This window comes from Synechococcus sp. R55.2 (genome assembly GCF_047462075.1).
Lineage (GTDB): Bacteria > Cyanobacteriota > Cyanobacteriia > Thermostichales > Thermostichaceae > Thermostichus.
In genome coordinates, this window is the sequence record NZ_JANSIH010000006.1 from 1 (window position 1) to 12,536 (window position 12,536).

A 12,536-nucleotide genomic window follows, 5' to 3' on the forward strand; every position below is an offset into this window, starting at 1 on the left:
AAATCACCTGACTACAGCCCCGCCGATAAGCCGTGGGACATTGTGCTCAACGCCTTACGGCAATCAGAGGAAAATCACACTACTGGTCTACCAGAGGGCACGCGGCCGGCTCTACGTGCTCAACGCCTTACGGCAATCAGAGGAAAATCATTGCCCACTTCGTCAACTGCGCGCTACGCTCCAGTAGTGCTCAACGCCTTACGGCAATCAGAGGAAAATCACTTCTCACGGCTTAGTTTGGGCAAATTTCCGTCCAGGCTAACTCCGGCACATCATCACCTTCAAGAGTTCGGAGTGAGTATCTTCGCCAGCGAGTATCCCGCGATCCCACGTGATCAACCCAATACGGCAAGGTCAGGATCCCATCCTCATCTTGAATTAGCCATCTTCCCCCTGAAGGGACTTTCTGAATTGGTCTTACCGAGTTAACTAAGTCACGACTCTCTCCTAGGCTTAGTCCCCCAGATCGGTCAATTAATTCAGGATTTTCAAAGGCTCTTTCTAGGTCATGAGCAAGGGATCCGTTGACCAAAACTGCAATCTGCACATCGGTCAGCAATTGTTGGTAGTCAGGACGGGCATTGTTTGGATGTTGAATATCTTTTGTCTTAAAACGACGAAGGGTACGGATCACTGTAGAAAGCTGGGGTTGGCTCAGGAGAGCAATTGCCAGTTGGGATCCGCAATATCGATGCCGATCCCATTCTCCCAGCAAGGAAAGCAACATTCCATAAACAGTAGCCGGTGGCGGCACTGGATAAGTTTCGGCAAACTCCCTGGCCCAAGATTGACGAAAACAGGCGATAGGCACCTCAACCTGGAGCTGAATCATGCTGCCTCCTCACAAGAAATTTGCTGCCTAATCAAGCTGATAAGTTGATCAACTGTTGATTTAATGCCTGAGCTTACATGAGCACCCAACCGGTCTAGCTTCTCCCCGTCCTCAGTTTCGGCAGCAGCTCCTGCCAGCCATAGCTCTTGAGGATCTATATCCCCCACTTGCACTCGACGCACTAAGTCCGGCATGCTGATTTCTCCATCAGAGTTTTCTTCAAAGCAGTAGAGTAGGCGTGGCGAAAAGTCGTGTGTCCAGCGCAGGACTATGCTATCCGGTGAAAAGTCATAGAGAAAGCGAGAGTGATTGCCGGCTACTTCCCCCAACGAAACCAGTCCGTTTAACACTTCGATTACTCGGTCTTGCCGGTGGAGCCGAGCAGGAGTCATTGCAAAGCCGTACTGATAGCGAGTAGCATGGACTTCCGTTCCGTAGAGAGAAGTGGATCCCTTCTGGCCACTTTTCGCGTTGAAGGTTACATCTCCGCTGTAGGGTCGAGTAGAAACTGCCCGAGTTACTTCCAAAACACCTCGCCGAGCAGTGGTAGTGCCCTTTGGTAACTTCTCTCCCTTCTTCCTGGATGAGTTTTCGTCTGAGGCATCTACTTTAGCCCCTTCCGCACGCATAAAGCCTAGGACATCATCATCGATATACCGCTCGGGATCAAAGTTAGGCGCTTGCCACTCGTTGTCGTTGGTTTGATCATTCCAACGTCGGTTAACTTCGCAGCCATTCCCTGAGACCTGCCAATAGTAACGCAGGGCCCAACGGATTGCTTCAGCAGAGACGGTAGTGTGCACCTCATTTTTCCAGAGGATCTTTTGCAGGGTAGTGATGAATACCATTGGTCTTAGCCCTCTTCAGCCAGGAGGTGATTTTCGGAAGAGTTCCCAAAAGAGGGCTGGATCCCCTACCCCCGCATAGGCAACCTCGAAGGGTAGAGCTTAGGATGGCTTGACCCATCTCCTCTTTATCAGCTCTCTCGCTGCCTATGAACCTGTCATCCATTGCCAAGCCACAGCAGCTTTCTCTTTTGCTGATTGCACTTCAGCTAACTCTGGGAGCGCCGGCGACAGCTCATCCGGTCACCAGTTCTGCAACGGACTCGACAGCGACAGCCGTTCAGCGAGTAACGGAAATTCATGGCGGAGCTGGGCCTTGGGCCGTGGTCGGCTATCGCATGGGGATGCGCGCTCTGCAGGAGCTGGGCTTGATGAGTCCAACTCCCCACACTTCTAGGAACCGTTTTCTGGTGGAGGTCATTCACGAGTCGCCGGCAGAGATCCCGTTCGTGTGCATTGTGGATGGCTTGCATGCTGCAACAGGGGCCAGTTTGGGCAAGTTGAACTTGAAGCTGGTGGAGGTCGAATCTCTTGAAAAAATGCGCAGCGTGGTCATCCACCGAGAGACCGGCAAGCGGGTGGAGTTTCAAGTTTTGCCTGAGTTTATTGACAAATACCGGAACTTGCCCCCGGAACAACTGGCGGCTGCAGGGCAGGAAGTTCTTCAACTGGCCGATGAGAAGCTTTTCCGTCTCGCCATTAGCCCCTAGCAGGGAATATCACTGCGGGATCCCTTCGGCATTCCTAAGCCAATCAGCTCCAGACCTAGATGGGTGGCCACCTCTGCCGGATGCTCTCTTTCTGGAACTAACTCTGATTATCGTGGGCTCGCTAGGTACCCCCTAAGGGATCCGGGCTTGAGCGAATACATCTTGAGGGATCACCTTTAGACCCGGCAGGAAATCATCTTGAATGGCTTGGGATCCCGTAAAGGTGCGCGGCGGGGCATCGGGATAGAAGACGGTGATGCTCTTGGCTTGGGGATCCACCACCCAAACCCTGGGGATCCCAGCTTCTAGATAATCGGTTGCCTTCTGAGCTATGGCTCCAAAACTCTGGCCAGGAGAAAGGATCTCGATCACCAACTCGGGAATGGCAAAACAAGGCTCATCGGTCATGGCCTCAACTGGCAATCGCTCGTTGGAGATGTAGGTGAGGTCGGGAATCGGGATCCAGGGCTCTGCCTTTCGTGTTAAAACAACTGCCCACTCAGTATGTGCTGACCCAGGCTTAGGACACTCAGGGCTAGAGCACCAGTCCTCCAAAATTTGCCACAACACCGGTTGGAGACGAGCATGGAAGCGTTTTGGCGACATGGGTTCGTTTTTGGAGACGGCCCGCCCATCGACTAGCTCATAGACAATATCCCCCTCCGGCAAGGCCAGAAACTGTTCGGGAGTTAGCTTTTGACCTGAAATGGACAACTCTGGAGTCGATAGCATCACAGGATCCCCGTTGTTTAGGATGGCCGAATCTCTGTCTAGGCTAGCTCTGACATCCCCCACCTTCACCGTTTTGAAACAGTTGTCGAGCAGGGATCCAAATCCAGCGGCAAGATGGCTCCACTCAATTTTGGGGGTAGAGATCCCCATCTTTCTGGCACCGGCTGAGCAGAGGATGCCACTTTTCGTGAGAGGATAGGGCAACATTCAACCCAGAACCCTCTCCAGGCAACTTGAGAAGGGGGGGCTTCCAAGCTGCAGTAGCTTGAAGATGCCCGTGCTTCAATGCTTGAAAGCCGTCATCGAGAGGATCCCTATGGCCAAGACCCTTTTGACCACTCTAGGCACCAGCCCCTACAGCGAGACGGTGTATGTTTTTGGGGAGCGGAAAGCCGATAGAACCCGTTATGTTGCCAAAGCCCTCTGTCAGCTCTTTGACATCGAGAGGGTGATTGTGCTGCTAACCCAAGAAGCACATGACACCCATTGGAAGCATCTACAGGACTGCCTACCCCCCCACGTGGAGAAAATTGCCAAGGCCATTCCTGAAGGGAAAACCGAGGCAGAGACCTGGGAGATCTTCGATGTGCTGGTCGATAGCATCGAGCCCCATACGCGGCTGGTTTTCGATATCACCCACGCCTTTCGCTCCATCCCCGTACTGGTGCTCTTGGGAGCCGCCCTTTTGCGCAAGGCCAAGAATGTAAATATTCAGGGGCTGTACTACGGTCTCTATCTCAAAGACCAGCAGGAAACACCCATCATCGATCTCACCCCCGCCCTTCGTCTTTTGGACTGGCTGACAGCTACCGACAAATTCATCAGCACCGGCTCGGCCTTGGAGTTGGGCCAACTTTTGGATACAGTTCAACGGGACTTTTACCGCCAACCAAAGCTCGGCAAAAGGGATCCCAGACCTACTCGGCTGCAAAGCTTTGGCCGAGCCATCCGCAATGTTTCCCGCTCTCTTGAACTGGTAAGACCTGTCAATCTCCTAAAAGAGGACTTGCCCAATTTGCAAAAGCACTCCACCGCGGATCTGGAGCAAGAGGTGGGTCAATTTGCCAAGCCTTTTGGCCTGCTGCTGCGAAGCATTCAGGATAGCTACAGCCAACTGGCTCTACCCGCGGACAGGGCTTCGGATCCCAAAGCCCAAGTTCAAAAGCAATTTCAACTGCTGCGCTGGTATGTAGAAAAGCGCCTCATCACCCAAGCTCTTCTACTGGCCCGGGAGTGGGTGGTCTCCGCCCTTTGCCTCTGTGAGGGGATCCAAAACTACCTCGAACGAGAAGAGCGGCAGGGAATTGAACACCAGTTGGCATCCCTCATTCCGCGGAAAGACCAGCCCCTTGGAGATCCCCCTGCGACTGGCGAATCGGGCCGATCCCTCATCCCACGGGAAGACCAGCCCCAGGCGCTTCCTCCTATTACCACCCATGTGCCCGACGCCAAGCAGCTTGCCGATCTCTGGTCTCGCCTCAGCCAGTACCGCAACGATGTTGCCCATGTGCAGATGAATCCAGACCCTTTGAACAGCGAAGCTCTAGAAAGCTTTGTTTTGCAAGACCTGCTGCCTGGCCTGGAAGAGCTGTTTCCCAAATTGACCTGGGCAGAAGGGAAGTTGGAAGGGGATCTTTCCACTTCTCCGTAGGCTAAAGACATCGGTTCGCCCTCAGGTTCTGGGTTTTTGGTCAAACAACGGCTATTGAGAAATACTGAAGAAAACTGAGGGCTGGCCGGGATCAGATCGATTTTGTTTTGTAGCTTCTGTAGCCACGACATCGGGTGGCTACCGGGGTTTTGTTCCTTGTTCGAGGAGTTCCTAACTGTTCTGTTTCTCCAGCGAAAACACCATGTCTTACTACTGGCAAGCTAAGCTCTGGGGTCTGTTACATGATCCCGCCCTCAAAGCCCTACACGACAGGACTGGCCGCTCCAAGGAAGGGCTGTGGACCAGACTGGCGGCGATGCAGGGATGGTCTTCTCCCAAAGCCGAGGGATCCCCTCTCAGAGGTGTGGGAGATGCGGATCTCATCGCCTCGGCCAGCGACCGCGCGGCCATTGGCCATTTGCCCATAGCCATCAACTATCAAGTTGAGGATCGCAACTTGGGTCTTGGACTAGAAATGAGCCACTTGCTCTCCGGGCGCAAGCGCTTTTGGCAATTGGCCGATGACCAACACCAAGCCCTCAAGGATGCCCGCTCCCGTGCAGACTACCTGATGGAACGGGAGGAGAGCGCCATCCCCGATTGGGTTTGGCAAGAGGAGGATCCCCAAAAAGTGTTTTGGTGGTTTTGGCGGTGCTTTCCCCAAGCTATTTGTCAGGAGTTTGGGGATGAAAGCTTGCTGTTATTGCCAGCAGAAACCCGGCTGCCAGACGGATCCCTGTGGAGCCACGCCAGCGTCACCGCAGCCCTAGCGGGATGTTTGGCCGGCTACGACGAGCCCAAGTTCGCGCGTCCCTTCTTGGTGAGCTTTACCTTCAACCCCATCCAGGAGCTGATCAAAGCCAGCCGCAAAATGCGGGACTTCTGGGCTGGCTCCTGGCTGCTGCACTACCTTTCTGCTCGCATAAGTTGGCGACTAGCTGAAAAATACGGTCCCGACTGCCTACTCTACCCCAGCCTCTATGGCCAGCCACTAATCGACTACTGGCTGCGGGAGAAGTACCCCGAATTTGAAGAATGGATCCCTCAGCCTTCGCCTAACGCCCTGCTCACCGCCGGCTTTCCCAATGTGCTCCTGCTGCTGCTGCCAGAAGAGCGGGTGGAGGCGGCCATGCAGTTTGCCCAGCAGACCCTCAAGGAAGAATGGAAGCAGTTGGCCCAGAGGGTGCTGGATCACCTGCAGGGGGATCGCCGCTGGCTGAGGCAGTTGCACCCAGAGGATCCCACCTGGCAGGGATGGCTAGAGCACCAGTGGCAGCACTACTGGGCAGCCGTGCCCTTGGGATCCCCGGCTCACTCTCTCAAGGATACCGGCATCCTCAAGCCCCCTCAGGTTTCCATTGATGAGGATCCCTGGGTCAGTGCCCAAAACCGCACCCATCACCTAGAGGCCAAGCAAAAGCTCTTCGGGGATGAGGAGCTGGAGTTTCTGCGGGCTAGCTTTTGGGATCCCAAAAAGCAAGAGCGCCGCCAATACAAGGCCGGACTCAACGTGGGATCTTGGTGGGCAGCCGCAGTGGAGCAAAGTCGGCGCCTACAGGCAGCTTGTAAGCAGGCCCGCGATTGGCAGCTCCCCGTTGCGTTTGGGCCGCGCAGCACCGTTTCGGGCTTGGGGCCGGTGGTGCATCCCTCACCGCGGCAGGGGTGGATAACAGAAGGGGAGAGTCGGCGGCTTTGGCAACGGCAGGCCGGGCTCTTCGATGGCCGGGAACAGCTCAATGCCACCGAAACCCTCAAGCGGGGCTTGTACAAAGTGCTGCCGGAGCTCTTCCGCGAGCTGGATGAAGACCAGATTGCCGCTTCCTACCCGGATCTCACCGCTGGCGTAGCCGGCTACCTCAAAACCCAAGGGCGACGGGAACGAGAGCACTACGAGCAGGCCTGTCAGGCAGTGGAGGCCCGCTACCCGGAGGTCAGAGGGGTGCTGCGGGAAATGCGGGGCAAATGGGGGATCCCGTGGGCCGACCAGCAGGAGCTGTGCTACCATCCCCGTCTGCTCAATGCCGGTTGGCTGGTGGAAGACCTGGAGCTGGACGAGGAAACGCAAAGAAGCTACCGGCAGGACATCGAGACGCTTCTAGGCCGCTACTACCCCAGCGTTAACCCCGCCAGTTGGTACGTGCTGGCTGCCGGGGATGGGGACGACATGGGCAAATGGCTCAGGGGCGAGAAGATGAAATCCTACTACGACTATCTGCCTCAACCCCTACAGCGGCTGGCCAACGGGCAAACGGAAGCCATTGGCGAGGTCTTTGGCAAGGACAAGGAGGAGCTGGAGCAAGTCAAAGACGCTTTTCAGAAGTTTGTCAAAAACAGCCGCAAGCGCATGGGGCCTGCCACCCACAGCGCCCTAAGCCGCGCCCTGCTGGATTTTTCCGGCCAGTTGGTGCCCTACCTAACAGAGCAACGCTATGCAGGCAAGCTCATCTACGCCGGTGGGGACGACGTTTTGGCCTACACCAACCTCTGGGAGTGGGATGGCTGGCTGTGGGATATTCGCCAGTGTTTCCGGGGGGGAGAGGATGACTGGCGGGAGTTTGAGAACCTGGGGGACTACTGGCAGTGGAAAAAAGGGCGGCCTCCCGAAGGTTTGAGCCGGCGCCCCCTCTTTACCCTGGGATTCGCAGCCACCATCAGCTTCGGCGTGGTGATTGCCCATCACTCGGTGCCTCTGGCCATTGCCCTGGAAAACCTTTGGCAAGCGGAAGAAGAAGCCAAGGGCCACCTCTATGCCCATGGCTGCCCCAAAGACAGCGTGCAGGTGCGGGTGCTGTTTGCCAATGGCAACCAACTGGTGAGCACCAGCAAGTTCGACACGTTCGACAAGTGGAAGGATCTCCTTGATTTTGACTGGAAGCTCATGGGCCAGCAGCAGGATCAAAGCTCTTTGTTTGAACAAGCGGCCCAGCTTTGGGAGCAACACCCAGCTCCGAGCCTAGAGGCAGTGCGCGAGTGGGCCCGGTTGTTCTGCAGCCGCCGGGATCTCTTCAAACAGGAATCGGAGCAGAAAGAACACTTCCAGAACAAGCTTGTGGAGTTTATCCAGCATTTTTGGCAGCACAGCCTGCCCGCCCAGCCCCAGGAGTGGGATCTGGAGATCAAAAACTGGTTCAAGCTGGCGGCTTTTGTGCTGCGCAACCGCACCGTGAAATTGGGGAGGAACGGCCGATGAGTTGGTTTACCCTATCACCCTTGGATGTGTGGATGTTTCGAGATGCTAAGCCCTTTGCCCCGGGAGAGCGGGCCTGGGCCAACAGCAGCTTTCCCCCTAGCGGCCATACCCTTGCTGGTGCTATCCAGGCTTACCTGGGCCAGCCCTTGACGCTGCGGCTGCGGGGCCCCTTTCTCTGCCATGACGAAAGGCTCTATTTCCCTGCCCCTCTGCATCTGGAAGACGGATTCCCCCTTGTTCCCGTTCCTTGGTTGGACAAGACGGATCCCTACTTCCATTGCCGCTGGGATCCCACCCGGCCAGCCCCGTTGGTGTCCCTGAGGCCAGCAGAGGAGGAACCCGAAGGCAGCCAGAGCAGCAAAAAGAAGAAAACAGGAGGCTACCTGCCCTTCGAGGTGGTGCAAAAGGCGCTGGAAGGCAAAGGCTGGGATCTCAGCCAGGCCGTCAAGCCGCCGTTGAAGTATGAAGTACGGCCCCACAACACTCTGCAGGTGAGCAAGCGGCAAGTGCGAGAAGCCGATGGCTACTTTGTGGAGACCTGTATCCGTCTTCAGCCGGGCTGGAGTTTGGCCCTTTCCATCGAGTGCTGGGATCCCGATCGCGAAGCCTGGGATCCCTTGCCCCTGCAGCAAGAAGTGGTTGTGCGGCTGGGGGGAGAAGGCCACGGTGCCTTGCTAGCCCCTTGTCCGAAGTTGCAGGCGCAGTGGCAGCAGTTGCAGGCCCTTTCTCAGGCTACCTTTCGCCAAGCCCGACGCGCTTTGGCCTACTTAGCGACCCCAGGTGTGTTCATCAAAAAGGTGGACGGGCGTTCCCTCTGCCGCGCCTGGCCGTGGGAATGGCGATTGGCCACTCCCCACCCCGCCCATCCCCTCACCGGCCCCTTGGTGAGCGTGGCCACCGGCAAGCCCGTTGCCATCAGTGGACGCCTGCGGGTGGATCGCCCCCCAGAGCAGCGGCAGATGAGCCTGCCCGCCCCCCAAGTTTTTGCCGCGCCCCCTGGCAGTATCTACTACCTGGAGCAGCCGGCCCCCCTCAACCAAGAAGAGCCCGAGCTAGAAGATGGCCGGCTCAACGTGTTCCACCGCTGGCGGCTGTTGGGCTATAGCGAGCTCCTATGGCTGCCTTGGGCCAACTGAGTTTTGCTTTCAGTCCTTGAATACTTACTCGCAAAAGGAGCCCATCCATGACTTTTCAGATTGCCTACCTCCATCTATTGACTCCCCTGCACACTGGCGGCACCACCCAAGAAGGCAACCTCTTGGGGATTGCCCGCGAATCCCACACCCATTTGCCCTACATCCCTTCCAGCACCATCCGGGGCAGGTTGCGGGCCAGTGTGACTGATAAGCACAAAAAATTTGAGCTCTTTGGCAACGAAATTGGGGAAGGGGATCAGCTGACCCAGGGATCCATTTGGATTGGAGATGGCTCCTTGCTTTGGATCCCGGTGCCCTCCCTCAGCCACGGGGTGGTGTGGATAAGCTGCCCGCTTCTGCTCAAGCGCTGGCTGCGGCTAACAGGCCAGAATCTGTCAGTGCCGGATCCCTACAGTACGAGCTTGAAGGCCGACCGACCCATTTACCTCAAAGATGCCATTCTCAAAGAAGGTCTCAAACAATGGTCGGAATGGAAGAGCTACACCAAAGATCCTAATATCAGTCGCGTGATTGTTTTACCAGATCAGCACTGTGCCACCCTCATTCAAATGAGCCTGTGGCGGCAGGTGAAAGTCAAGCTTAGCGAGCACAAGGTTGTGGAAGGAGGCTTCCGCTACGAAGAGGCTATTCCTCCCGATAGCTTGATGTACTTTACCTGGGGGGTTACAGCCCAAGCAAATGGCAGTTCTGAGGAGGCAATGAAAGAGTTTCGAGATCTGCTGCAATCCAACCAGATTATGCAGATTGGCGGCCAGGAAAGCTTGGGCCGAGGCTTTGTGGAGCTGTCTTTGAACTAGATCTCAACCTAGGAGGGAGGTTTTATGAATAGCTTTGACCCGCGTACATTGGCCAAGCCCGTTTACGAATCCCTGTGCCAGCTCAGAGCACAAACCAGGGATCCAGAAAGGCTAAAAGAGCAAAAAAACCAGGCTGTGGAGCTCTACACCTATCTTTCTACTTGGGGCCTGCTGCGCCTCAAGGCCGAAGAAGACGCCCTTAGCCAAGAGGGCAAAAAAGAGGTGGTCAAGGAGTTTTTCGATTGCCTAGAAAAGATCTCCGGTCAAAACGAAATTGCCAAATCCAACGGCCTGGATCGTCTCATGGGGTTGGGAGTTGAAGAGTACCTGGGCTTAACAGGACTGGGACTTGCTTTGGCGCAAGAATTCAGCTTCTGGGCTACAGCCATTTACCATGACGTTAGCGGAGGGGACTAATGAGTGTAGCTGTTCCAATCCAGTCTATTTCCCTGTGTGAAGGAAGCCAAGTGGTCATCCATTCGCTGACTTGGCAAGACTTTGAGAGCATTTTGGAGGAGTTAGGGGAAGACCGCCACACTCGCGTTGCCTATTACAACGGCACTTTAGAGATTATGTCTCCCTTATCCAAACACGAGCGCCCTCATCGCATTGCCGGATACATTGTCTCAGCCATTCTCGATTCTCAAGGGAGAGACTGGGAAGATTTTGGCTCAACAACCCTTAAAAAGTCTGGCAGTGCTGGGGTAGAGCCTGACACCTGCTTTTATGTCCATCACCTGGAGCAGGTGCGAGGGTGTGAGGGAAGAATTGATGTTGATCTATTGCCCCCGCCTGATCTGGCCATTGAGTCCGACGTTACTTCCCGGACCTTTATCGATGCCTATAAAGCTATTGGCGTGCCGGAAGTTTGGCTCTTGGGTGAGCGAAGTTTGCGGATATTTATTCTGCAGGGAGAAGACTACGTAGAATCGAGCTGCAGCCGGCTTTTTCCAGACTTCGACATCTCCAGTCTTGTACCTCAACTTATTCGACGCGCCTTAGAAATTGGCACCAGCGCTATGTTGCGCGAATTTCGGGAAACGCTTCGCAATTCCTAATACTGCTTTCCAGCTTTAGGAGAAGATCAAATGCCTAGCAATCGTCCTGCCAACGCTCCACAACCTTCTCCCTGGCTAGGGCATCCCTTGGATCCCAACCCCAGCCCAGATCCCACAGCGAGCTTTATTAGCTTTATTGAATATCTGCGTTGGATGAGGGCTCCAGCAACTCCTTTCAAAGACGGAGCCAAAGTCGATCTGGTGCACCAGGCAGAAGCAAAGGCAAACTACGGAGCGCGCCTGCAAGTTCTAAATGCTCGCATCAAACGCATTGCCGGAGAAAAAAACACTTTTCAGGTCACCTGTCCCTGGCGAATTCGGGTGGGTGGAGCCAAAGGCCCGGAAAGCATGCTGCTGCCCGCTTTTGATCACTTGGGGATCCCCTACATTCCCAGCTCCACCTTGCGGGGGGTAGCCCGCACCCAGGCTATTCGAGAGTTGATGCGGAAGCACAATCTGTCTTGGGAGGAGGCAGATAAAGCAGTGGCACCCTGGCTTGGGCACCTGGAAGCTGAGGATAAAGATAGTGCTGGCAAGGTGATCTTTTTGGATGCCTACCCCGTGCCAACCCGGCCTCAAAGACAAGGGGATCCTGATAATTCCAAAACAGGAGGTCTAGCTGTCGATATTGCCAATAATATCTGGAAGTGGAACGGTCAAAATCTTGAATACTCACCTAATCCCAACCTCTTCTTTTCTCTCAAGCAAGCCACTTTTTTGATTGGCCTGCGCAAAGGCCCAGGCTGCACCGACGAGATGTTAGCCCAAGTGAAAGAATGGCTTATCCGCGGGCTGGAGCAAGGAGTGGGATCCCAAGTCAATACCGGCTACGGTCGGCTGATTCAAACTGGCAAAACTCTATCTCAATACAAGGGAGAATTCTTGCGGCTGCCTTTTGAGCTGGAGGGTCAGTTGATCCACGGGCGGCAAGTGGTCAACTGGAGACCTGATAGGAACCGGTATGACAACAAATCAATTGCCGAAGTCCGACCGGTAGCCTTTAAGAACATGCTGCGCTACTGGTTTCGAACCTTTGCCCTGGGTGTTTTGCCCGTGAAGCAGGTGCAGGAATGGGAGGGGCAACTTTTTGGGGCCATCACTCCCCAGCAAAAACATGGCTGGATCCATGTGGATCTTTTGAAGGGGCGAGTAACTCAACCAGAGCCGGAACTCAACCAAGCGGGAAGGGGGAATCCTGCTGGACAGCAAGAAGGGATCCTCATTCTCAGCCTTTCTGAGGAGTGCCACAACCATGCTTCAAAGGAGAACCAGAAAGCGGTGCAAAAGCTCTTTCGGAATCTGACCTGGATGCTGTTTCACCTGGGAGGTATTGGCCAGGGGGCAAGAAGGCCCTGCTACTCTCGCCAAGACCGCGGTAGAGCTCCTTGGTGGCGGGGATCCACCCTCATTCCCAACTCCGAAGATTCATTTTGGAATCTGCCAGAGTCGGTAGAGGAATTCCAGAAACTCTTTCAGAAGCGGCTGCGGGGCTTTATTGAACCCTGTCTCTAATACACAACACCGAGCCCCCCAGACGCTACGCAATATAGGGTGGCCTAGTGTG

The 12,536-nt window shown here is 55.3% G+C and carries 11 protein-coding genes; 8 read left to right on the top strand and 3 right to left on the bottom strand.

The genetic code is table 11. From position 1 onward, the window contains the following. Window positions 1-232 precede the first annotated feature (232 nt). The gene (gene cas5 / locus NW838_RS00130) at window positions 233-832 is read right to left on the bottom strand and encodes a type I-MYXAN CRISPR-associated protein Cas5/Cmx5/DevS (protein ID WP_414352070.1); all 600 of its coding nucleotides are present in this window, start codon (window positions 830-832) and stop codon (window positions 233-235) included. Continuing rightward, complete coding sequence (gene cas7i / locus NW838_RS00135) at window positions 829-1,680, bottom strand: type I-B CRISPR-associated protein Cas7/Cst2/DevR (RefSeq protein WP_414427257.1); 852 nt, start codon at window positions 1,678-1,680, stop codon at window positions 829-831. Before cas7i ends, cas5 begins: the two co-directional genes overlap by 4 nt. A 146-nt stretch (window positions 1,681-1,826) precedes the next feature. On the opposite strand from cas7i, the gene NW838_RS00140 reads away from it, so the two are divergent. Next, complete coding sequence (locus tag NW838_RS00140; protein WP_414357341.1) at window positions 1,827-2,387, top strand: formylmethanofuran dehydrogenase subunit E family protein; 561 nt, start codon at window positions 1,827-1,829, stop codon at window positions 2,385-2,387. A gap of 132 nt (window positions 2,388-2,519) precedes the next feature. Here the strand turns inward: NW838_RS00140 and NW838_RS00145 are convergent, their stop codons facing one another. Continuing rightward, window positions 2,520-3,269, bottom strand: a complete 750-nt coding sequence (locus NW838_RS00145) for a Uma2 family endonuclease (protein ID WP_414352075.1) — start codon at window positions 3,267-3,269, stop codon at window positions 2,520-2,522. A 166-nt stretch (window positions 3,270-3,435) separates the two neighbouring features. On the opposite strand from NW838_RS00145, the gene csx2 reads away from it, so the two are divergent. From csx2 to NW838_RS00180, 7 genes are all read left to right on the top strand, one after another. Next, window positions 3,436-4,770, top strand: a complete 1,335-nt coding sequence (gene csx2, locus NW838_RS00150; protein ID WP_414357344.1) for a TIGR02221 family CRISPR-associated protein — start codon at window positions 3,436-3,438, stop codon at window positions 4,768-4,770. 202 nt (window positions 4,771-4,972) lie between these two features. After that, window positions 4,973-7,960 carry a type III-B CRISPR-associated protein Cas10/Cmr2 gene (gene cas10 / locus NW838_RS00155; protein WP_414427258.1) on the top strand — a complete coding sequence of 996 codons (2,988 nt, stop codon included), beginning with the start codon at window positions 4,973-4,975 and terminating at the stop codon, window positions 7,958-7,960. Next, window positions 7,957-9,096: a type III-B CRISPR module-associated protein Cmr3 gene (locus NW838_RS00160; RefSeq protein WP_414357346.1), complete on the top strand. Its 1,140-nt coding sequence runs from the start codon at window positions 7,957-7,959 to the stop codon at window positions 9,094-9,096. The genes cas10 and NW838_RS00160 overlap by 4 nt, the downstream gene beginning before the upstream one ends. A 47-nt stretch (window positions 9,097-9,143) precedes the next feature. Continuing rightward, a complete protein-coding gene (cmr4, locus tag NW838_RS00165) occupies window positions 9,144-9,914 on the top strand; it encodes a type III-B CRISPR module RAMP protein Cmr4 (protein WP_414352079.1) in 771 nt (256 codons plus the stop codon). 24 nt (window positions 9,915-9,938) lie between these two features. Then, complete coding sequence (locus tag NW838_RS00170; protein WP_414357349.1) at window positions 9,939-10,331, top strand: hypothetical protein; 393 nt, start codon at window positions 9,939-9,941, stop codon at window positions 10,329-10,331. After that, complete coding sequence (locus NW838_RS00175) at window positions 10,331-10,972, top strand: Uma2 family endonuclease (protein WP_414357350.1); 642 nt, start codon at window positions 10,331-10,333, stop codon at window positions 10,970-10,972. Before NW838_RS00170 ends, NW838_RS00175 begins: the two co-directional genes overlap by 1 nt. A 30-nt stretch (window positions 10,973-11,002) precedes the next feature. Next, window positions 11,003-12,484: an RAMP superfamily CRISPR-associated protein gene (locus NW838_RS00180; RefSeq protein ID WP_414427259.1), complete on the top strand. Its 1,482-nt coding sequence runs from the start codon at window positions 11,003-11,005 to the stop codon at window positions 12,482-12,484. Window positions 12,485-12,536 lie beyond the last annotated feature (52 nt).

What these genes read in the sequence shown, in the direction of transcription:
- cas5 (WP_414352070.1), bottom strand. Translation starts at nt 832, where the DNA reads ATGATTCAGCTCCAGGTTGAGGTGCCTATCGCCTGTTTTCGTCAATCT.
- cas7i (WP_414427257.1), bottom strand. Translation starts at nt 1,680, where the DNA reads ATGGTATTCATCACTACCCTGCAAAAGATCCTCTGGAAAAATGAGGTG.
- NW838_RS00140 (WP_414357341.1), top strand. Translation starts at nt 1,827, where the DNA reads ATGAACCTGTCATCCATTGCCAAGCCACAGCAGCTTTCTCTTTTGCTG.
- NW838_RS00145 (WP_414352075.1), bottom strand. Translation starts at nt 3,269, where the DNA reads ATGGGGATCTCTACCCCCAAAATTGAGTGGAGCCATCTTGCCGCTGGA.
- csx2 (WP_414357344.1), top strand. Translation starts at nt 3,436, where the DNA reads ATGGCCAAGACCCTTTTGACCACTCTAGGCACCAGCCCCTACAGCGAG.
- cas10 (WP_414427258.1), top strand. Translation starts at nt 4,973, where the DNA reads ATGTCTTACTACTGGCAAGCTAAGCTCTGGGGTCTGTTACATGATCCC.
- NW838_RS00160 (WP_414357346.1), top strand. Translation starts at nt 7,957, where the DNA reads ATGAGTTGGTTTACCCTATCACCCTTGGATGTGTGGATGTTTCGAGAT.
- cmr4 (WP_414352079.1), top strand. Translation starts at nt 9,144, where the DNA reads ATGACTTTTCAGATTGCCTACCTCCATCTATTGACTCCCCTGCACACT.
- NW838_RS00170 (WP_414357349.1), top strand. Translation starts at nt 9,939, where the DNA reads ATGAATAGCTTTGACCCGCGTACATTGGCCAAGCCCGTTTACGAATCC.
- NW838_RS00175 (WP_414357350.1), top strand. Translation starts at nt 10,331, where the DNA reads ATGAGTGTAGCTGTTCCAATCCAGTCTATTTCCCTGTGTGAAGGAAGC.
- NW838_RS00180 (WP_414427259.1), top strand. Translation starts at nt 11,003, where the DNA reads ATGCCTAGCAATCGTCCTGCCAACGCTCCACAACCTTCTCCCTGGCTA.